Annotated in this window: 21 protein-coding genes; 9 read left to right on the forward strand and 12 right to left on the reverse strand. The window is 62.2% G+C overall.

The genetic code is table 11. The annotated features are described in order from the left end of the window. Nucleotides 1–156: 156 nt before the first annotated feature. Genes BM197_RS03040 through BM197_RS03050 form a run of 3 tightly spaced genes read right to left on the reverse strand, consistent with a single transcriptional unit; the run spans nucleotide 157 to nucleotide 1,875 of the window. The gene (locus tag BM197_RS03040) at nucleotides 157–402 is read right to left on the reverse strand and encodes a cell division protein CrgA (protein WP_090708656.1); all 246 of its coding nucleotides are present in this window, start codon (nucleotides 400–402) and stop codon (nucleotides 157–159) included. An 18-nt stretch (nucleotides 403–420) separates the two neighbouring features. Continuing rightward, nucleotides 421–1,293 carry a rhomboid family intramembrane serine protease gene (locus tag BM197_RS03045; RefSeq protein ID WP_090708657.1) on the reverse strand — a complete coding sequence of 291 codons (873 nt, stop codon included), beginning with the start codon at nucleotides 1,291–1,293 and terminating at the stop codon, nucleotides 421–423. 39 nt (nucleotides 1,294–1,332) lie between these two features. Further along, nucleotides 1,333–1,875: a peptidylprolyl isomerase gene (locus tag BM197_RS03050; protein ID WP_090708659.1), complete on the reverse strand. Its 543-nt coding sequence runs from the start codon at nucleotides 1,873–1,875 to the stop codon at nucleotides 1,333–1,335. 107 nt (nucleotides 1,876–1,982) lie between these two features. Here BM197_RS03050 and BM197_RS03055 point away from each other — a divergent pair, with 107 nt between their 5' ends. Further along, the gene (locus tag BM197_RS03055; protein ID WP_090708661.1) at nucleotides 1,983–2,501 is read left to right on the forward strand and encodes a hypothetical protein; all 519 of its coding nucleotides are present in this window, start codon (nucleotides 1,983–1,985) and stop codon (nucleotides 2,499–2,501) included. Between the two features lie 118 nt (nucleotides 2,502–2,619). On the opposite strand, the gene BM197_RS03060 is transcribed toward BM197_RS03055, so the two are convergent. The 4 genes from BM197_RS03060 to BM197_RS03075 all read right to left on the reverse strand — a co-directional run bounded on the left by BM197_RS03060 (nucleotide 2,620) and on the right by BM197_RS03075 (nucleotide 5,550). After that, on the reverse strand, nucleotides 2,620–3,033 hold the full coding sequence (locus BM197_RS03060; protein WP_177216691.1) for an NUDIX hydrolase: 414 nt from the start codon (nucleotides 3,031–3,033) through the stop codon (nucleotides 2,620–2,622). 183 nt (nucleotides 3,034–3,216) lie between these two features. Continuing rightward, the gene (locus BM197_RS03065) at nucleotides 3,217–3,870 is read right to left on the reverse strand and encodes a uracil-DNA glycosylase (RefSeq protein ID WP_245762349.1); all 654 of its coding nucleotides are present in this window, start codon (nucleotides 3,868–3,870) and stop codon (nucleotides 3,217–3,219) included. A gap of 115 nt (nucleotides 3,871–3,985) precedes the next feature. After that, nucleotides 3,986–5,092, reverse strand: coding sequence for a tyrosine-type recombinase/integrase (locus BM197_RS03070; protein WP_090708667.1), 1,107 nt, complete (start codon nucleotides 5,090–5,092; stop codon nucleotides 3,986–3,988). Then, nucleotides 5,089–5,550 carry a hypothetical protein gene (locus tag BM197_RS03075; RefSeq protein WP_090708669.1) on the reverse strand — a complete coding sequence of 154 codons (462 nt, stop codon included), beginning with the start codon at nucleotides 5,548–5,550 and terminating at the stop codon, nucleotides 5,089–5,091. Before BM197_RS03075 ends, BM197_RS03070 begins: the two co-directional genes overlap by 4 nt. Before the next feature lie 106 nt (nucleotides 5,551–5,656). Here BM197_RS03075 and BM197_RS03080 point away from each other — a divergent pair, with 106 nt between their 5' ends. Further along, nucleotides 5,657–5,899: a helix-turn-helix domain-containing protein gene (locus BM197_RS03080; protein ID WP_177216692.1), complete on the forward strand. Its 243-nt coding sequence runs from the start codon at nucleotides 5,657–5,659 to the stop codon at nucleotides 5,897–5,899. 384 nt (nucleotides 5,900–6,283) lie between these two features. Here BM197_RS03080 and BM197_RS03085 read toward each other — a convergent pair whose 3' ends face one another. From BM197_RS03085 to BM197_RS16015, 3 genes are all read right to left on the reverse strand, one after another. Continuing rightward, nucleotides 6,284–6,484 (reverse strand): hypothetical protein, encoded by a 201-nt coding sequence (locus BM197_RS03085; RefSeq protein WP_090708673.1) that lies wholly within the window; start codon nucleotides 6,482–6,484, stop codon nucleotides 6,284–6,286. A 467-nt stretch (nucleotides 6,485–6,951) separates the two neighbouring features. Then, complete coding sequence (locus BM197_RS03090) at nucleotides 6,952–7,296, reverse strand: GNAT family N-acetyltransferase (RefSeq protein ID WP_090708675.1); 345 nt, start codon at nucleotides 7,294–7,296, stop codon at nucleotides 6,952–6,954. A gap of 154 nt (nucleotides 7,297–7,450) precedes the next feature. Continuing rightward, on the reverse strand, nucleotides 7,451–7,636 hold the full coding sequence (locus BM197_RS16015; RefSeq protein WP_143094964.1) for a hypothetical protein: 186 nt from the start codon (nucleotides 7,634–7,636) through the stop codon (nucleotides 7,451–7,453). Nucleotides 7,637–7,829: 193 nt separating this feature from the next. On the opposite strand from BM197_RS16015, the gene BM197_RS16195 reads away from it, so the two are divergent. From BM197_RS16195 to BM197_RS03120, 6 genes are all read left to right on the forward strand, one after another. Further along, entirely contained in the window at nucleotides 7,830–7,994 is a 165-nt protein-coding gene (locus BM197_RS16195; protein WP_177216693.1) for a hypothetical protein, read from the forward strand. 2,123 nt (nucleotides 7,995–10,117) lie between these two features. Next, nucleotides 10,118–10,777, forward strand: a complete 660-nt coding sequence (locus BM197_RS03100) for a hypothetical protein (protein ID WP_090708679.1) — start codon at nucleotides 10,118–10,120, stop codon at nucleotides 10,775–10,777. 279 nt (nucleotides 10,778–11,056) lie between these two features. Then, nucleotides 11,057–12,532 carry a DUF3375 domain-containing protein gene (locus BM197_RS03105; protein ID WP_090708681.1) on the forward strand — a complete coding sequence of 492 codons (1,476 nt, stop codon included), beginning with the start codon at nucleotides 11,057–11,059 and terminating at the stop codon, nucleotides 12,530–12,532. Continuing rightward, nucleotides 12,529–13,326: a DUF4194 domain-containing protein gene (locus tag BM197_RS03110; RefSeq protein ID WP_090708683.1), complete on the forward strand. Its 798-nt coding sequence runs from the start codon at nucleotides 12,529–12,531 to the stop codon at nucleotides 13,324–13,326. Before BM197_RS03105 ends, BM197_RS03110 begins: the two co-directional genes overlap by 4 nt. Beyond that, nucleotides 13,323–16,730 (forward strand): ATP-binding protein, encoded by a 3,408-nt coding sequence (locus BM197_RS03115; RefSeq protein ID WP_090708685.1) that lies wholly within the window; start codon nucleotides 13,323–13,325, stop codon nucleotides 16,728–16,730. The genes BM197_RS03110 and BM197_RS03115 overlap by 4 nt, the downstream gene beginning before the upstream one ends. Further along, on the forward strand, nucleotides 16,727–17,884 hold the full coding sequence (locus BM197_RS03120) for a Wadjet anti-phage system protein JetD domain-containing protein (protein WP_090708686.1): 1,158 nt from the start codon (nucleotides 16,727–16,729) through the stop codon (nucleotides 17,882–17,884). Before BM197_RS03115 ends, BM197_RS03120 begins: the two co-directional genes overlap by 4 nt. 4 nt (nucleotides 17,885–17,888) lie before the next feature. On the opposite strand, the gene BM197_RS03125 is transcribed toward BM197_RS03120, so the two are convergent. Continuing rightward, on the reverse strand, nucleotides 17,889–18,473 hold the full coding sequence (locus tag BM197_RS03125; protein WP_090708688.1) for a DNA-binding protein: 585 nt from the start codon (nucleotides 18,471–18,473) through the stop codon (nucleotides 17,889–17,891). Nucleotides 18,474–18,677: 204 nt separating this feature from the next. Here BM197_RS03125 and BM197_RS16200 point away from each other — a divergent pair, with 204 nt between their 5' ends. After that, complete coding sequence (locus BM197_RS16200) at nucleotides 18,678–18,827, forward strand: hypothetical protein (protein WP_177216694.1); 150 nt, start codon at nucleotides 18,678–18,680, stop codon at nucleotides 18,825–18,827. A gap of 168 nt (nucleotides 18,828–18,995) precedes the next feature. Here the strand turns inward: BM197_RS16200 and BM197_RS03130 are convergent, their stop codons facing one another. Further along, nucleotides 18,996–19,385 (reverse strand): hypothetical protein, encoded by a 390-nt coding sequence (locus tag BM197_RS03130; RefSeq protein ID WP_090708689.1) that lies wholly within the window; start codon nucleotides 19,383–19,385, stop codon nucleotides 18,996–18,998. Nucleotides 19,386–19,534 lie beyond the last annotated feature (149 nt).

Consider the following 19,534-nt stretch of genomic DNA (forward strand, 5'->3'; position numbering starts at 1 on the left):
TTCTGCACAGGGTTATCCACATGCTGGGGATAATTACACCCGTGTAATTGTCCACAGTGTTAATAACCCTGTTAATAACTCTGGTCTGGGCTTTTCTAAATCCGCGACAACCGAGGTGTGGAGAATCCCGGGCGTGTGTGGATCGACCTGTGGAAACTAGCGCCAGCGGGTTGTCATCAGGAAGCCGATGAATGCGATACCGAAGCCGACAACGATGTTCCAGGACTCGAGCGCGGGGACGGGCAACGCGCCCTGGCTCACGTAGAACACAATGATCCAGGCCAGGCCGAGGAGCATGAAGCCGAACATGACTGGCTTGAACCACACGGGGTTGGGTGCCTGCTCACCGGAGCGCTGAGTGCTCGGGGCGGCCTGGGTGCTCTTCGTCTTGTCGCGTGCCATATGGGCGATTCTAGTCGGTTAGAGAATGAAAGTGCTCACGAACGGGACGAGACTCAGTGCCACGAGAACCACGCAGAGCGCGACGATCAGGACGATCTGCCTGCTCTTGTGTTTGAGGTGTCGCGTTTCGTAGTAGATCAGCCCAGCCAGTGCACCACCGACAAGCCCGCCGACGTGCGCCTGCCAGGCCACGTTGATTCCGGGGATGAAGCCGATCACGAGGTTGATTCCGACTAGGACGAGCAGCCCGTTCATGTTGCCGCCGCGCTTGCGCTGGATGACGAGGAACGCTCCCATCAGGCCGAAGATGGCACCGGATGCTCCGACCACCGGAACGAAATCTCCGGCGAGGAACGATACTCCGAGCGACCCGGCGAAACCGGAAATGAGATAAAGCGTGAGGAATCTCGCTCGCCCCAGCATCGGCTCGAGCGCCTGGCCGAAGAGCCACAGCGAGTACATGTTCAGGGCGATGTGGAATATGAAGCCCTGGGAATGAGCGAACACCGTGGTGAGCATCCGCCAGGGCTCGAAGTCATATCCCGGATAAAAACCAGACGGGAGCGAGTACACGCCGGCGTACAGGAGCTGCTGCGTCACCCCGAGTCCCGGGATGAGCTGCAGCAGGAACACGAACGCCGTAACGGCGATCAGGATGTATGTGACGAGGGGACGGTCTCCGCTCCGGCTGAAGAACCCTGTCCGAGCGCGCGGCGTCGTCTTGCGCTGCTCCCTCATGCACTCCGGGCAGATCACTCCGACAGCGCCCGGGGTCTGGCATTCACCACAGATCGTGCGCCCGCACCGCTGGCAGAGAACAAAGCTCTGCCGATCGGGATGCCGGTAACAGAAATTACCTGAGCGAACAGGCGGCACGGACGACTGGCTCATCGGACATGTCTCAGAGGAGAGCCGGTTGTTGTTCGCTGTTTAGGCGTCGGCAACCGTGACGCTCTCGATGACGATGTCGTCGAGGGGGCGGTCACGGGCGTCACGAGGAACCTCAGCGAGCTTGTCGACGACCTTGCGGCTGGCTTCATCTTCGACAGCACCGAAGATAGTGTGCTTGCCCTGGAGCCAGCTCGTGTTGCCGACGGTGATGAAGAACTGCGACCCGTTGGTGCCCTTGCCTGCGATTTTTCCGGCGTTTGCCATCGCGAGCATGTACGGCTCGTTGAAGTTGAGTTCCGGGTTGATCTCGTCGTCGAACTTGTATCCGGGGCCACCGGTACCGTTGCCGAGCGGGTCTCCGCCCTGGATCATGAAGCCGGGGATGATGCGGTGGAAGATGACGCCGTTGTAGAGCGGCGTGTTCTTCTTGGTCTCACCGGTGCGCTCGTCGGTCCAGTCCGCCTCGCCCGTGGCGAGTCCTACGAAGTTCTTGACCGTCTTGGGGGCGTGGTCTCCGAAGAGGTTGACCTTGATATCGCCGTAGTTGGTGTGGAGGGTTGCGACAGCGGTGTGCTTTGACATGTTTTCAATTCTTACACAACCATCGACCCCGTCCGGGTGGTGTTCGGGGCATTCGGTGGCAAGATGGAGTTCTGTCGCGTCAAAAACGAGATCAATGGAGGTCAGCGGTGAGTCTGTCACGCAAGCGCAAGAAAGAACTCAAGCGACTCAAGGGTGAGGCCAATGAGTTGTGGCGAGCCCAACAGGAGATTCTTGACCACGCCAACCATGTCGCCCGTGAGGCGAGCAGGCAGTTGGGTGCATATGGCCGTGAACAGGTCGTTCCCTCCGTCGTGAGCACGTACGAGCACAAGGTCCAGCCGGTCGTCGACCGCGGATACGCTGCGTCTCGCGGCGTTGTCGAGGGTGCAAAGCGTGGCCTCGACAAGACGGTCCTCCCGGTTCTCGGTGGGGTCGTCGGTACAGCGTTGTCCATCGGAGACATCGCGAAGGACCACCGGGTCCGTGCGGCCCTCGAGCGCTTCCAGCCGAAGCCGCCGCCCAAGAAGTCCAATGTCGGCAGCGTCATCGCCGTCGGCGCAGGCGTTCTCGCTGCTGCCGGCGTGGCGTATGCCGTCTGGCAGACCTTCCGGGCAGACGACGAGCTCTGGGTCGCGGATGAAGAGCCGGCACTGCCCAACCTCTGAATTCCTGCTTCTGAAAATGGCCGGTCCCGTTTGGGACCGGCCATTTTCTGTTGAGGGCAAGCCCTGTTTGCGATCCGGGCTGGGGTGCGGACCGCCTCAATGTAACTGTGCCGAGAGGTTACAGCATGCCGAGGGCCACGTCGACGAGAGCCACGTGGTTGAGGGACGGGATCGCTGCCAGAGGATGCCATGCGGCCTGATCAGTCGATCCGCCGATCTCGTGGGTGAGCTCGCCGCCGGTCACGTGGGCCCGGTAAATGATCCGCAGGCCGTGCAGCGCTTCTGTCGCACCCGGCGTAAGGCGGTCCTCCGGCTGCGCCACGAATGAGGAGATACCGAGAAGGTCAGCCAGCTCGGCTGTATAGCCGGTCTCCTCGAAGATCTCGCGAACGGCGGCGTCCGCTGGGTCTTCGCCCGGATCAATGCCACCACCGGGCAACGTCCAGCCGCTGCGGCCGTGTTCACGCCAGTGGGCGAGGAGGATGCGATCGCCATCGATGATAACTCCGTACGCAGCCACTCGAATATCCATGAGGTCACCATACTCATGCGGCTGCTTCGGTGCCTGGTACGAAAAAGGCCCACCTCATGATGAGGAAGGCGTATTTTTTGTGGAGCCTAGGGGAATCGAACCCCTGACCTCCTGCTTGCAAAGCATGATGATAGAGCGCGTTTTCCCTGATCAGGGGCAGTGTGGGAATTAGTCGAGGCGCACCTAGGGCGCACCGTTTCGCTGACCGTTTGCCACGCCTCGCAGAGCGGCGATCAAATCGGCGCGCTTCCCGGGCTGGTTCATCGATTTCGGCCCCGGATGCCAAGTCTCGACCACGTTCAGTACAGGTCGCCGCAACGATCGTTCTATGTTCGCTTGCCAGCCGCGCTGAGCAAACCGGCCGGACAGCACGACCGTCTCGAGCCGTGGAAGCAGTCGCATCAGCTCAAGTAGAGAGGCCGCTCCCTCGGCCACTTCGGCGACCTTCGGCTTCACGGATGCCGGTCCGAGATACCACCGGACTATGTTCCAGGCGAGGAAGCCGCTGTGCAATCCCGCCGCCTCCCTTGCCCGCCAGAGATTCTCCGCGGTCACGTCATCGTTGTCGACGGAGATGAACCCGGATCCTGGGCGCCGACTCCCGCTAACAGCATTGGTCATCGGTCCGGGAGCTTCAAGTACGAACAGCGTGCGAGCTTCAACGCCGGCCTCGGCGGGATCGAAGCTCGGAACGATGCGGCCTGGCATTCGGGCCTCCACCGACATCGCCCACTCCCGGAGAGGCTGGACACGGTCGACCTCGTCCAGCATTGCGAGACGCTCGTCACGAGTCTGGGAGGAGCGAAAGCCGCGAGGGGAGCTAAGGAACATGCTCATCAGCGTATCCACCGAAGCGTCCTTCTATTAAGAGGACAGCAGGAGCTATTAGGAGGAAGAGGAGGAGGCTCTGTCAAGAGGAACATCGGGAGGCTGCCTGTTGCCCGGTTCGCCTCTAGAGCACACCGTCGGTAAGCGCGTCCATCTTGGCCATGAGAGGCGCAAGTCCCGCCGGGGCTAGATGGCCGTACTGGTCGAGCGTGATCGACGGTCTGGCGTGGCCCATGGCGCGAGATACCGACAGCAAGTCAGCTCCCGCCTCCGAAAGCGCGATGGCCGCGAAGGTGTGGCGAAGTCCATGGACGTTGATGCGCTCGACGGGTTGTCGGCGATCCTGGTTCGCTCGAGCCACGGCACGGGTCACAGCGTCCGAGACGTAACTCTTGCCGATCGGCTGACCAGGCGTCCGCGGACTCGGGAACATCCAATCGGTCTGGAGGCGCCCGCCGACCTGATACTCAAGAAGGGGCAACACCGCTTTTGGAACTGGGAGTACGCGACGACTCGCCCTGGTCTTCGTTGTGTCGGTCTCACCGCCAGAGTTCTTGACGCTGAGGTGGCCACGCGCCAGGTCGCCAACGAGCAGCGTGCGGGCTTCGCCCGACCGTAGCCCCATGAGGCCGAGAACCGACAAAAGAGCCTTCTCCCTGTCGCTTGCCGCAGCTCCGATCACGGCGATCAGCTCCGCGGACGACCAATGCGGGAGCTCCTTGTGCCCGAGTGAGACGACGATACCGTCGGTGGGGTCACGGTCGACCAAAGTGTCACGGATCCCCCGCTTGATTGCAGCACGTAGGATCTCAAGCTGCTTCTTCCGGCTCGAGCGGGCAACATCATTCCGCTGCGACCAGATCTCGATCTCCGTGGTGTCGATCGTGGACACCAGTCGATCACCGAAGTGGTTTCGGACGCCTTGGGCGTGGTGACGATCGGCCTCGAGGGTCTTCGGTGCTCGGTCAGCTTTGGCAGCTACGTGGCGGTCGAGGAGCGTACCGACGGTGAGCGAATCCCGACGGATGCGTTGCGCCTTCGGGTTCTGCATCTGGTTCGCATCGTCGAGAAGCGCCTGAGCCTTCTGATGCTCTTTGTATGACTGCTTGCGCTGCGAGGCGTCGCGGCCTGTTCCTTCGCGCCAGCGTCGCTGCCAGCGATCACGGCCCGCCTGCCGGCGTCTAGCAATTTCGTCTTTGGGGAGGTTCTTCCAAAGGTCATAGACGGTCATCGCTCAGACTCGGTTCGGCGGGCGATCTCGGCCCGCAGCTCGTCGGTTGAGAACACAGCGAGCACCTGACGGGTCAGAGACTCCCGCGCAGCGATGGCAGCCGTGGTGTTGAGGTCGGGGGCAGCCACGGTGCTCTTCGCTTCGGCGAGGAGTTCGGCTGCCCTGTCGCGGCCGAGACCACTTAGGACGGCCGGCGCGATTCCCAAAGCGGAGGCAAGTAGGGCGAGCGTCTGGTCGGGCGGGACGGTCACCTTGGGTTCCCCGTCGCGGTACCGGATCCCGGAGAGCGCAATCCGGGTGGCTCCCAGGCTCAGGCCGGTAGCGGCAGCCAGGTCGGCCGCAGTCAGACCGGACTTCTTGTACGTAGCGTTGAGGATTAAGGACTCTGCGGGGAGTTGCATCGAGTCGCTCGATGGCTGCGGTGGCTCACTGCCAGAGGTGAAGTCGTGCAAAGCCATGTTGGGCCCTCCTGTTGTTCTCCGTGATTAGATGGTCGCTGATTTACCTAATACAGACTGCCACAGATTTACTACCATATGCTACAAAATGTAGTAAATTGGTACCGTGACTATTACTACGCAACTAAGGCAAGCCAAGGGTGAGTGCACGCTTCTTACCGTCAAGGACGCAGCCGAGCTGACTGGACTCACCGAGTGGTGGGTGCGTCAGCTCATCGCGAAGGGAGAGATCCGTGCAATGAACGTCGGGTCTTACGGGAAGTCAGCGCGGTGGCGCATTGACCCGGAGGACCTTAGCGCCTGGCTGGTTAGCCGGGAGAACCGACCGCGCGACCTGATGGCGGCGTGAAGAGCGCGCTTGCCCCATGCCTCACCGTCCGTTGCCCACTGGCGCGACGGAACTGAGGCACACCGCTGAGGAGGCGATATGCGCCGATGGCGTTGACCATGTTGAAACGGTGCATCAGCGGTTATCTACGTCTGCAATGGGCGCTCTGACAATCAGGGAAGCGTTGACCGGTCTCGGCTCAAATGCGCGGAGACGCGTGCACACGTAAGTCACGCAGCCAGCCCGAGCGTCTCTCCGGTCAACATTCGACACCACCCGTGCGCGTGCCTGTGCGCATGTACGTCATGAACGCGAGTGGTGCACCAGTTCAGTCCGAAACGCGCGCGCAGCCGCGTGCACGTGTGCGTCAGCTGATCGGCCGCGGCTCGTGCGGTTGAGATTGGCTCAGAGGTTCTTGCTCTCCGCGATCTTTGCGACGGCGAGCCCAAGCTGGTGGATTGCGAACCCCATCTCTTCGAAGGCGCGGTCTCGGAAGTCGGACAGCTCGGCGTCGTTCATCACACGCACGGCGGAGTCGGCATGATCTGCCGCGTTCTCAGCAAACTGCTGTGCGGTCTTCGGAAAGTCGTGCCTGGCGCTCATCATGTTTCTCCTCGATCGGTGCGGTATCTAACATCGCTGGCTCAACTGTAGGAGGAGCAACGAGCCCGCACAGTTCTCCTTGGGCGAGTCGGTTGAGCCTTCCGCGGCGCCAAGTGAGCGACGTAGGGACCTTTGGGTATGCGTGTTGGACGGCGTATCTGACTCTGAATCAGATCGCCTTCTGCCCGTGCCCTCAGTGATGGCGCGCGACCCTCGCTCCAGACGGGCAACGTGCGGGCAAATGTGTGTGCATCCTGGCGATACGGTGAGGTTGGTCGCCTGCTACTGCCCCCGTGGCAGGCGGCAATCCATCATCAAATGAGGGCAACCCGGCCCACGTACGCGACGCGGCATTCTGGGCACATCCAGTAAGGGTGCTGCTCGGTACCAGCCACCTCGAGGCGCACCAAGCAGCGCGGGCAATTCGGCGCGTCGTTCTCCATCGCTGGGCTTCTCGGCCGCCTCACGGCCTACTCCATGTACACCCAAGTGTCGAGATTTGCAGTAAACGTACCTAGGCATATAAATCCGGCGTTCGTGAAGAGTTGGCGGCTCGGCTCGTTCAAGGGGTGAATCCGGGCGAACACACCGCAGTCGATCCCGGATGCCTTTTTTGTGTCTGCAAGAGCATTGAGGGCGATTCCGAGCGTCTTGGTACCGAGTCCTCGTCGCTGATAGTCGACGTTGATCGCGAGAGCACGAATGATGAACTGTTCTCCGGACTCATCGAATCCGAAGTGACAAGCACTAGCTACGCAGTCGGTCTCGGGATCGAGCGCCAGCAGGGCTACCTCTGAGGGGGGCACGGGGAGCATCTGTCCTCGAAACCAAGACTGAACCTCGAGCTCCCATGGGCGAGGGTGGTATCTACCGCGATGAGGGTCGTAGGTTCGTCCGGCCGGAGTAGTACATACGAAACGTTCAAGGGCGGAGAGATGGGTTCTATCGCCCTTCACCCACTCCAGATGGTTAGCGTTGGTCACGCTTGGCGAGCCACTGCGCCATCGCTTCGTGCTCCGCCTCGTCGAGTGGCCGGGCGGCACCTAGCCGATACGCAGCTGCATAACCCTCACGCTCGGTGTCAGTTAGGCCGTCGTTGCCAACCGGAGCGTGTACCCGGTCGACGGGCCGTTCTAGTGTCAGCGGGGGAACCATGTAGAGAGTCTATACGGGCGACCTGGGGCAACCGGTAGCCCCCGCGCGGGGAGTATCTGATTGTTAATCAGGCTGATTGAGCACTCGTTCCGTAACGTTCTGGCGGTTCTTCGCGCCGTCGAGTGAGCTTGTGTGGGCAGTTGTGTGCACAGATGGCTCTGCATACCGGATACCGGTGGACGAAGGCAAGTACATGTCATATATCACGGCTCGCGAACTGGCGGATAAGGCATCAACGGCAGCGAAGCGAGTGAACGGAATTGCTGACGATCCGGGTGTTGTCGATCTAGCCAGGGCCGTCGACTTCCTTGCCCAATCTGTGTCGGAACTCGCGTCGCAGCTCCACCGAGACAGCTAGCCTCAGCCAGAACGGTGAGCAACTACGCCTTGACGCCGCTGCGCAGGCTGTGCGGACTTCGAATCCGTGTTTGTAGCAGGAGGTTCGTCTGGGCCAACGCCTGAGGCGGTCGCGGAGCGCATCGTCGTCTGCGGGCAGCGGCTCGTAGTCGAGGCGCTCCGAGAGTAGTGCGCGCATCTTCGCTGCCCGCTCTGCTTCTCCGCGAGGTCGGTCTCGTAGGTCTCGAACTGCAGCGCCGTGTTAGAAAAACAACGCCCACACCTCGCCATCCGAGTTCGCCGACCCCTGAAAAAGAGCCGCGATATTCGTCATGGTCCCGCGGGTCGCGCCTTTCAGTAGGCAGCGTCCGGCCGGTGCGATCGCTAAGAGCGCACGGCTTTCGCATGCGGAATCTTTCCAAAGAGTCATTACCGAAAGGACGTGGTTGTCAGACGCTCGTCCAGAGGATGTCACTGAGGACCACGACCAATCGATCAGACCTTCGAGATTCGGTCGAGCACTCCTCATCTCGGGCCGCTCGATGAACAGCGTGCTGCGACCGATCGGCGCCAGCCTTTCCGTTGCCCTCCTCAGCGGCCTTGCCGCATCCGTGATCAATGTCGCGAAGCGCGTGATCGACCAACGGTGTCCAAGACGCAGCGAAGCGGAGCCGAGGCATCGTTGGCGGGCACCCTTCGAGGCCCCAGATGGGGCGTCGAAGGGCAAGGAGCGTAGCGACGCAGTAAGGACCCGAGGAGCGCAGTGACGAGCGGCGAGAAGCCCAACAGACCGAGCGAAGCGATGGTCCTGTGGGCTGCGAGAAATCGTCGGCTACGCCGACCACCAAGCAAGATTCCATGCAGCGAAGCGGAATGGAAACGCAGGGTGGTGCCAATTTTCCTTATGCCCTTCTTCCTTTTTCCCTCGAATCCGGAGCTTTAGCGGAGGATCGAGTCATATTGCTGATGTGATCAGCGGAAAAGGATGGTTCCAACGTGTCTGGACCCACTGCTGAAACCGCAGGTTCCAATGCGAAGTGGTGGGTCCAGTGCCATCATTTTTCGCTGGTAAGTCGGGGTTTGCTTGGACCCACGGTTTAGAACGAAGTGGCACCGTGGGTCCAAGCATCGAGCGAAGCGACGGAGCGCGTATTGATACCCCTTGACATCATGCTCGCCTGACACCGACGCAGACGCGGGTACGCGGCTGCCTTCGCCTCACGACAGCGCAGGTCGGAGCATCGCGGAGACCTCTTCACTATCCGGAAGGGCGCATTCACGCCAGAAGGTTCCGCACGTGAAATCGGATTCTGGTCCCTGAGGTGCAGCCGGAAACGTTGTTCTGCCGAAGTTGCGGGGCTTGATTAAGACCCCTGTTTCGAGCACGTCCGCAACGTGGCTCCAACCGCCCGTTGCTGTCCCGAAGTGCCTGATACCGCCTTTGAAAGCCGCCCTGGACCCGCGCCGGGATCGAGCGCGCGCGCCATGAAGACTGAACGGTTCCGGCGAATATTCGAGTCCTGCTCTCGAGCAGAGAGAAGGAAGCGTTCAAGAGCGCTATCTAGATGCCACCGGGCACCGCATGACCGTAAGCTGACCAGCAGATGCCCACACCACGGCCCCGCTGCGGTCGACCTGTAGGGCCTGATGCCCGGAGTCCAGTGAGTGACCACGAGCCGACCGTTAGACGGCCACCTCCTGGTCTAATCGCGGCCAGACTTGAGCGCCATCCTCTGTGGGCAGCCAGTGTCCACGAGCTGGTCCGGAAGAGGCCATGATCTGGTCCTATATGGGCAAATTCTGGCCAGCATCGGTCCAAATTCTGGCCAGCATCGGTTCAAATTGCGGTCCTGCGATTGAGCAGTATTGAATTATTGATGACTGAACAGCGGAAAGCTGTAAGGGCAAATCGACGAATGCCCCTCGGCACTGGTAGCGGTGGACGTTGCATGCCGTGAAGCCTCCGAAACGAACTTCTTCCGTCCACTTCTTCGTATCTGCACATGCCCTCTGGGGACCAACATTTTTTGTTGATTTTGCGATGACCGTTTGCGCTCGTGTACGACAACATTCGCCCCACTGCCCTCGCTTCAAGGTCTTCGGGCGCCCTCGCGATCGCTTCGATAAGCCCTTACCCTGCTGGATGTGACCGATTCCACACCCAGCCCCGACAACGCCGATGGACTAATCGGCACCCCAGTTTCGGATGAGGCCGTCAGGCGCCTCGCGGACGCGATTGCCCATCTGGCCGCGGACGGACCTTATCTGGTGGACGCCGTGACGGAGTTCGCGCTCACCCTCAGGCCTGTTTCGCGGGATGGGCGACTGAGCAAACAGCAGGAGGAGTTCTTGATTGAATCGGGTAGCTTCACTGCCGAGGAGCTGGCAGACGCGAAGAGAGACGTCGACAAAGGCTCGCTGCAACTCGGTGCGATCGACGCTTTCTTGTCGAACCTCTGTGCCACGATGTCCCTTGAAGACGCCGCCGGCTTCCTGGGATGGGATGAAGGAGCCGTAACGACGGCCGTCTCCGAGGGGCGCCTGTACGGAGTCGAGATTTCCGGCCGACTCCGTTTCCCCAGCTGGCAATTCAACTTGGGATCCCCCGACAAACTCCTTCCGGGGCTCGCCGAAGTCATCAAGGTACTAACCCCGCGATGGGGTTGGCACAGCGTGGCTGGCTTCATGTCAACACCCCAGGAGGATTTAGTCGCAAAAGGCCGCAAGACGCCGGCCGTGTTCCTCCGCGATGGAGGCGACGTGAGCGAAGTGCGCGCGATTGTCGAGTCCGACGATTGGTGGTGATGAACGTGTTCGGGCGGCAGCCGCACTTGTCGCGGCGGCTGACGGACGGACGCGCGTTCTGTCCCTCTAGGAAGCGGGATAGACCCGTACGAACCGCTTGCGAACCCGCCGTCGACGCGGTCTCGAGCGCCAGCAACGTTCCCGTTCGGGTTCGTAACCGTGCGTGAAACGCGCCCACCCTTACTGGGTGTGCGAAAGGCGTCCTTCATAGTCCGGAATGTCCGTGGTCGCTGTCAAGCTGGGACACGACAGTGCATTCACCGGCGAGGGGACTGACGAGTGAGCGAGATCACAGGAGAGCTTGCTCGGGTCTCTGACGCGTTCGAGCGGCCGACGCTGACGCTCCTGCACCAGCGGCAGGCACCTGCGGTCGTCGCTGTGCTGAATACCTGTTTCTCGCGCGAGACGCGGATGGTGCCGACGGCGAGGCTGCACATTCTGGTCGACAGCCTGCTCGCCGAGATGACCACCTCGGGCGCTGATGATGTGCCCACGGGGTCTGGCCGGGAGGTTTGCATGCGGTGGACGAAGTCCCAGTGGCTCATCAAGTCCACAACTCAGGATGGCAACGAGGTCTACTCGCTGACGTCGCATGCGCAGCAGGCGCTCGACTTCATCGCGAATCTCCGTCAAGAGCGAACGGGCCTGAGCGAGCACCGTATCTCGAACATCCTCGCAACGGCCAGGCGGATCAATCTCGAGAGCAACCCTGACCGCGAGTCGCGCGTCGCCATTCTGGATGCGGAGATCATCGAGCGGACGGTGGAGCGCGACAGGCTGAACGCCGGCGGCGAGATCAAGGCGATAAATGAAGACCGCATGGCGGAGGGATTCGCTGAGTTGCTTTCGCTCGTTGCGCAGCTGCCATCGGATTTCAAGCGCGTCGAAGAGGCTTTCCGTACAGTGCGCAGCGAGATCCTGGAGGACTTTCGTTCAGAGCGCCGGGTCCCGGGAGAGGTCATCGACCGGTATCTGGAACGCATCGACCAGCTGCACGCCTCCACACCGGAGGGGCGGGCATTCGACGGGGCCTTCGTGCTCCTGCGCGATGACGAGCTTCTGGGTCAGCTCCGCCAGGATGTGAACGTCCTGATTGACCAGGGTGAGTCGTTCCTCGTGGATAGCGACCGTGTGGAGTTGCGCGGCATCGTGCCTTTGATGAGGCAGGGCCTCGACTCTGTGCTGGATCAGCGGAGCCGGGTCACGGAGGTGTTGCGGACCTACATCACCACAAGAGACGCAGCCAAGGACCGAGAGCTCGACCGTGTTTTGAGGTCGCTGGAGGGCGCAGTGTCCACGTGGCTATCGACAGCAGGGCCGCGGGAAAGCGTACCGGTCAGCCTGCTGCCAGGACAGGTGGAAATCGAGCACCTGCGGGAGCGGTATTACGACCCCTCCGACGACGTGCCTCTTCCCGATCTTCCGGAGGCTGATGACGAGCAGCCCGAAGGGCTCTCGATGGAAGAGCTTCGTCAACGAGGTGGTCCCCGGATGGCGGAGCTTCACGCTGCGCTGGAGGAGGCACAGCACCGGGCAGGAGAGTGGAGTCTGGGCGAGCTGTTTGCTGAACTGCCCAAAGAGTTACGCCGGCCGGTGGACGTGCTGGGCCTGCTTCACCTGGCGACCAACAATGACGACCTCGCCCCGACACCCGAGACTGAGACTTATTTCGCTATCCGCCCCGATGGGACCACGCGGATGTTCAATGTGCCGGTGCTTGCACCAGGCAGCTCCCCGGAGGAGGAAGAACTGTGAGCTTTATCGAGCAGACCCGCGGCGACGTCGTGGAACCCGAATGGGGTGACCCGGCTGTGCCTGTTGCCGAGGGAATAGTCGAGGACATCCGCGACGAAGTCGCGAGCACGGCTGTTGAGGACGTTGAGCCAGCCTCCACAAACTCATACTTCGACGGTGACGAGGGCGGGCTCTACCTCGAGGAGCGTCGCGCCCTTGTCGTGCTGCTGAAGAATCGGTTCATCACATCCGAGAGCCACCCGAAGGAGTGGAATACGCTCATCGCCTCGCGGCAGGCGATCAGCAAGCGACTTAACGACCTCTTCCTCGAGCTGAAGTTCGACGCAAAGCGCGAAGTCGCCTACAAGCGCCCTGTCAGCTCCGACACCGGTGGGCGCGATTTCCCCACCCTCGTGCACGACACGATCTGGCAGCGTGAGGAGACTGCGCTGCTGGTTTTCCTCCGGGTCCAAGCCCGGAACGACGAGATTCGTGGCGAGGTGCAGTCCCCCATCAGCGAGGCAGACATGCTGGAGTTCCTCCGCGACAACAGACCGGAGTCTGCCACCAACCAGGTCTCGGACGACAAGAGGGCGGGCAGGGCGATCAAGGCCCTCACGAGCGCGGGGCTTCTCATGAAAACCAACGAAGACGGCGTGTTCCGGATCTCGTCAGCGATCGAGACGATGCTTCCGGCGCCCGTTTTGAACAACCTGCTGACGTGGATCAACGTACGCAATGAATCCGGCCCCCAGATCGGCCCCGAGATCGGCCCCGAGGCTGAAGCCGAACCGACCGAAGAGGAATCCTCGTGACCTTGCTCCAGCAGATCTCGGCGATGATCGAGACCAACGAGCCGCAGTGGCGGGCAGAGCAGCTTCAGGTCGTGAACTGGGGCGGCTTCCACGGGCACGCGAGCGTACGTTTTGCCCCCGAGGTGACCGTTATCAGTGGGTTGTCTGGCGCAGGGAAAAGCTCGCTGCTGGACGCGTACCTCGCGCTGATGATGCCTCCGAACGTGCCGTTCAACGGCGCGTCTAACGACTCCGGATCAGGCCGCGCCCGCTCGGCCGAGCAGCGAAACCTGCTGAGCTATCTCCGCGGCAAACTCGACGACACGCTCGAAGAAGGCGAAGTCGTCGACCGCGTGATGCGGGGCCGCGGGACGCCCACCTGGGGCGCTGTGGCGATGACGTTCGTCAGCGAGACCGGTGAGCGCCACACGGCGGCGCGGGCATACTTCGTTCCTGCGCGTGCCGCGCGCTCAGCCGACATCAACGTCATGCGTTTGATGACGGTCCCCGGCGAATTGGACCTGCGCGAACTGAAGCCGTTCGCGACCATGGGCGAGTTTCACTTCCCGCCGCGCCAGCTGAAGGCCTCATGGCCAGATATGGCCACTTTCGACTCGTACAACTCCTTCGCGCAGGCGCTCTTTGTCAAGCTCGGCATCGGCACGGGTGGTGACGGCACGAACGCGCTGCGTCTCTTGGCACGCATCCAGGCCAGCGAGGACATCTCCACGGTCGACAAGCTGTACAAGGACCTCGTGATCGATCGGCCCGACTCGTATGAGAAGGCCGACTCCGCGATCGAGCACTTCGACCGGCTGGAAGACGTCTACCAGGAGATGGTGACGGCTCAGGAACGCGCTGAGTTGCTTGAGCCGATCACAAGCGCCTACGAGGCGCTGGTCCGGGCGCAGGACGCGATCGACAATGACAACGAGCTCGGTGCGCTGGATGCTGAATCCTCCCCAGCCGGGCTCTGGCGTATGCGCCGGCATAGCGGGATCCTCGCCCGCGCCATAGAGAAGAACCGCTCCGCTGCGTTTGATGACCGCGCGACGCTGAACGAACTCCACGCAACGGAGCAGCGACTCACGAGCCAGCTCGCAGCGACGAAGAAGGCGCACAGCGAGGCAGGCGGTGATCTGCTGATCGACCTCGGCAACTTGATCGAGGCTGCCGGGACTCAGGTAAAGACACGCGAGGAACGCCGGGCTCGACTGGTGAAGGACACCATGTCGCTGACAGCGACGATCACATCCCGCGAGGAGTTTGAGAGCCTCCAGGAAAAGGGTCGTGAGTTCCTCACCGAGCATGAAAACGCAGCGGAACGGTTGAGTACTCGGCGCGACGAGGTCCGCGAGGGCAGCTGGCCGATCAGGGATCGCCTGAAAGATATCCGCCTGGAGCTGGACTCCCTTGATAACCGCTCGGGGCGGGTCGACCAGCACCTCCACGACATGCGTGAGGCGGTCGCCGAGGCCTCAGGGCTCGATCTGTCAGATCTCCCGTTCGTGGCTGAGTTGATTGACGTCATGCCTGAGGAGGAGCACTGGCGAACCGCCATCGAGACCTCTTTGTACAGCGGCGCCCGGCTCATGCTGGTCCCGCTGGAGCACCTGGAGCGCTTCTCCCGGAATATCGACACCCTGCACCTGAAGGGGCGTCTCAACTTTGAGGGAGTTGCCCGGTCGAAGACCCAGCAGCAGTCGATCCTCGAGCCAGACCGCGTTGCAGGGAAGCTTCGCTTCAAGGACTCGCCGTACCAGAGCTGGGTCACCGACTACGTGCAGCATCCCTCACGCAACGCACTCTGCGTCGCGGGTCCTGGGCAGCTGGATGGCAACGACCTGCGGATCACTCTTGCGGGCCAGACCCGGCGAGGGCGGCGAGGCAGCCATGGCCGCCAGTCTTCGCGCAACGTCATCGGCTTCGACAACGCCGACCTCAAGGTTGAACTTGCACAGGAGCGGCAGATCCTCGAGGCGCAGCTGAAGACAATCGAAGATGAGGCTGCCCGGATTGGCGCAGGAATCGCGTCCCTCAGTTCGAGGAAAGAAGCGTACGGACGCGTCCTGAGCGAGATATGGCCGGATCTCGACGTTGCCGCCGCGGTGGCGGAAATGCAGGATCTGTCGCGACGTCGCGACGAGATTCGCGACAACAACGACGTCTTGGGCGAGCTCGACCGCCAGATATCAGAGCTCAGCGACGAGCTGGAACGCGTGCAGGGGCAGCGTCACCTGTTGAATCGTGCGATCAGCGACCTCAACGATGTTCACCTGAAGTATTGCGAGCGTGAAGACGAGATCAATCCCGTTCTTGCCCGCGTGGACGATGCCGGAGTCCTACTTCGCGACGAGTTGGCGCGCGATCTGGACGCCCTGTGGGCGAAGGTGATCGTAGACGAAGCTGAACTCCCGGAGTCCTTCGAGCGGCAGCTCAGCCGCCTGCGCACCGAACTGAAACGCCGGAACGATGAAGCCCAGGTCGAGGTGATGCGTTTGACGCAGCAGCTTGAGGCGATCTTCAAGCGGTACAACAAGGATTACGACGACGACCCGAATCGCGGCGAGACGGTTTCCTTCTACGACGATTACGCAGCCATTCTCGATGGCATCGTGCAGTCAGGTTTGCGCGAGCGGCGCGACGAGTGGCGGCGCCGGTTGCTGGTATGGAGTGGCGAGCACTTGCAGCAGCTGGCCACTGGTCTGAGCTCGGCTATCGAGGAGATCGAGGACCGCCTCGAACCCATCAACCTGATCCTCAAAGACCTGCCGTTCGGCGCCACGAGCGACCGGCTCCACATCCACTTGCGCCGACTCACACGCGACCTGGTGGTGCAGTTCCGCAAGGAACTGCACCAGCATGCCCGGATGGCGACCACAGGGTTCAGCGACGAGGAACTGGAGAAGCGCTTCAAGGACCTGCGGCGATTCATGGCCCAGATCCGGCGCAAGGACGATGTGCGGCTTCCTCGGGAGCTTGTCGACGTGGCAAATCGCGACCGTCTTCTCGATGTCCGCCAGCACGTCGAGATCAGCGCTGAGCGTCGGGACCTCGCTGGGGCCACCCTGAGCGTCTACACGTCGCTCCAAGGGAAGAGCGGTGGCGAGATGCAGGAGCTGATCGCCTTCATCGTCGGTAGTGCACTGCGGTTCCAGCTCGGGGACCAGCAACGCTCGCGTCCGAGGTTCGCCCCGGTCTTCCTCGACGAGGGATTCATTAAGGCGGACGGGCAGTTCACGGCGCGCGCTGTTGAGGCGTGGCGCGGCCTGGGCTTTCAGCTGATCATCGGTGCCCCTGTCGACAAGGCACCTTCTCTTGAGCCCCACGCAGAGGTCATCGTGGAGATCGCCAAGAACCTCACCACGAACCGGTCCTACGTCCTCGAGATGCGTGGGCTCGATGACGGGAGCACCACAGTATGAAGCAACCCGCTGACATTGTCGCTGCGATCGAGAGCCGCCTGACGAAGACGTGGGCGCAGACGCTCACCCTTGAGAGCGACAAAGCGGCGTGGCCGCATCGATTCCCGCTGTCGGGGGGCTCTTCACGCGCCATCGGAGATGACTTCACCACCGTGGTCCGTGTTGTCGCGGACTGGCGCGACTGGGCGCAGGGATTCAACGCCGAGCTCGTGGACCGTGCCAAGCGTATTGGTGTCGTCACCCACTCGATTCCCTCGCACCTGTTCGTCCCTTCGATCGACGAGGCTGCACGGATTTTGGGCGCCGAGTGGCAGAGCCGTCTTGAGAGGGGTCGTGACCGGCTGACCGAGCTGCGCCTGCGGTTCCCGGAGCTGGTGGGGCTCTCCGGCCTTCTGAAAGCAGTCGACGGCTTCACCGACGTCGACTTCGACTTACTGCTGCGGGCAGGCGCGTGGTTCGCCGAGAACTCTGCGGACGGTCTCACGCCACGGCAGGTGCCGCTGGAGGGCTTCCACGCGAAATGGCTGGACACCAGACAGCATCTGGTAGCGACCCTCGCCGGAAAGCCGGACCTCGCTCTTGCCCGTAATCATCCGCCGAGGATCCACTTCAGCTATCTCGACCCTGATTACCTCGCGCGAGGAGGACGCAAGCACGACAGCGCCAGCGTTGGAGATAGCTTCGCGCCGGCGTATGCCCCGCAGGTTGTGATCATCTCCGAAAATAAGGACACCGCCGTCAACTTCCCCGAGCTTCCTGGTGCCATCAGCGTCGAAGGGGTGGGCCGAGGAGGCGGGACGATCGCATCCTTCGGCTGGCTCGTGAACGCCTCGGCCATCATCTACTGGGGCGACATGGACGCAGACGGGCTGGAGATATTGGACGGCTTCCGCGCAGCTGGTGTCCCGGCGCGCTCGATGTTCATGGACACTGAGTCGTTCGATTTCTGGGAGCGGTACGGGACCAACGTCAACAAGCACGGCGTTGTGCTGACAGCGCGGGAGCCTCGTCCCGTGCCGTATCTCACTGACGACGAGCGCAAGCTTTACCTCGGTCTGGTGCACCCGTCATGGTCACGGAACCGCCGCATCGAGCAGGAGAGGATTCCTCTCGCAGTTGCCCGCGCCAAGGCTGTCGTGGCAAGTGGCGGCTGAAGGGTTACCTGTCCTCGTCGGCTCCTGGGATACGCGCAATCAACGCAGCGAGCGTCTCACGCAGCGTCTGATTGGTAACCCGTTCCTCAACGAGCTGCCTCTCCAGATCGGCCCGTGCCTGTCCAGCAGCCTGCAACTCTGCCGTCGCACGCGTTTCATCGGCTCGAGCTGCTTCGAGCGCCGCCTCAAGCGCCGTGCGTTCGTTCGCGTGAGCCTCGGCTGCAACGATCGCAGCCTGATCCGCAGCGTCGAGATTCTCCCCAAGCTCGGTGATCTCCTCCTCCTGCAGCATTACCTGCGCCCGCCATTCCCGCTCGACAGCCGCGTGCGATGCAGCGGCCAGCGTCGACGCCTCCCCCCACATCAGGCCGGCGACTCGATGCAACTGTTCCACGAGCGCCGCGGGAAGCGCACCGATCGTCGCGCCTGACGAAGCTTGCACCTCTCGCCATCCACGGAGATAGCGGGTGGCGTCAGCGTTGTTGACGCCGGCGCGCTCCCGGACGGTTGCGACAGTAGGCTTTCCTCCGTCGCGCTCGATGCTGTCGGCAGCTGCGTGGACTCGCGCTTCGGTGCTGGTCTCGCTCATGGTCCTCAATTCGGTAGTAACATGGTCGCCACCGACACGCTACCACTAGTGTCATTATCACCGCTACTCGTAATTACTACTACTGGTACTACTACCGGGGTCGCTATCGAAGAGCCGCGGCGGGCACCAGAAGCGCGGACGTCGCGGTCGAGCCAGTAGCAACAGGGGTTTCCCTCCTGCGGGCCACCGGCGCATACTGCCACCATGGACGACGACGACGACGACGCCTCGTTCGAGGCTCCGAACTGCCCGCAGTGCCTTGTGCGGCTCGACCTGGCAGGGACGATTGAGCATCCGTACTGGCTGTGTCCTGTCTGTCGCTCGGCGCATCTCAGCTATGTGGCGATCGGCTGATACTAGGCGTTCTCAGTCCGTCGTAACCATCTGTGGTAGTCCAGGAGGCCGGGTGATGGTCGGAGCGTCAACCTAGTCGGGCTCGAAGTGGCGGCCGAATATCCGCCCGACGGTGGCGGATCTACCCGCCAAAGCAGATGCGCCACCTTGTTGAGCGCGGGGTCTCGGCTATGCGGCATTAATGAAGGCTCGTGCGGCGGCGAGCACTTCTCGTGCGCGGCCTTCGGCGAGAACCTCAGCCGGGGTCTCGTCATTCAGCCGTGGGTTCATTCCCATGAACCAGGCTCGAGCGACAGGCGCGGCGTCCGTCGTCGTGAGCAGGGTCATGATCTGAAGCGTGTCGCGGAGGCGCTGCTCTGATGCTTGCGGAGGCTGAACGTCACCGCTCACCCAACGGGCGACCGTCCGCGTGTCCCGCCCGACGATGACGCTGAGGAGCGCCTGGCCCAGCTGCTCTTGCAGCGCAGCGGCGACATCGGTGACGCTGAGCTCAACTGACCGTGCGTGGGCGTTTATCTGCACCCGCGGCCCCGAGACTCGTGTCGCTGAATCGGTCATGATTCCACCTCCGGTGGTCTTGCTGTCATCCTAGAGTGCGGTCTCTTGTCGGGCAATATGTCGGGTGCAATGCCCAGCCTGGTCAGCCTACTGCCGTCCCGGGCTTCGTGTCGTAAAGCTTTTGCATTCCGCCGGCAGCATGCCGCCAT

It is taken from the genome of Mycetocola miduiensis, from assembly GCF_900115155.1.
Taxonomy (GTDB): Bacteria; Actinomycetota; Actinomycetes; order Actinomycetales; family Microbacteriaceae; genus Mycetocola_A; species Mycetocola_A miduiensis.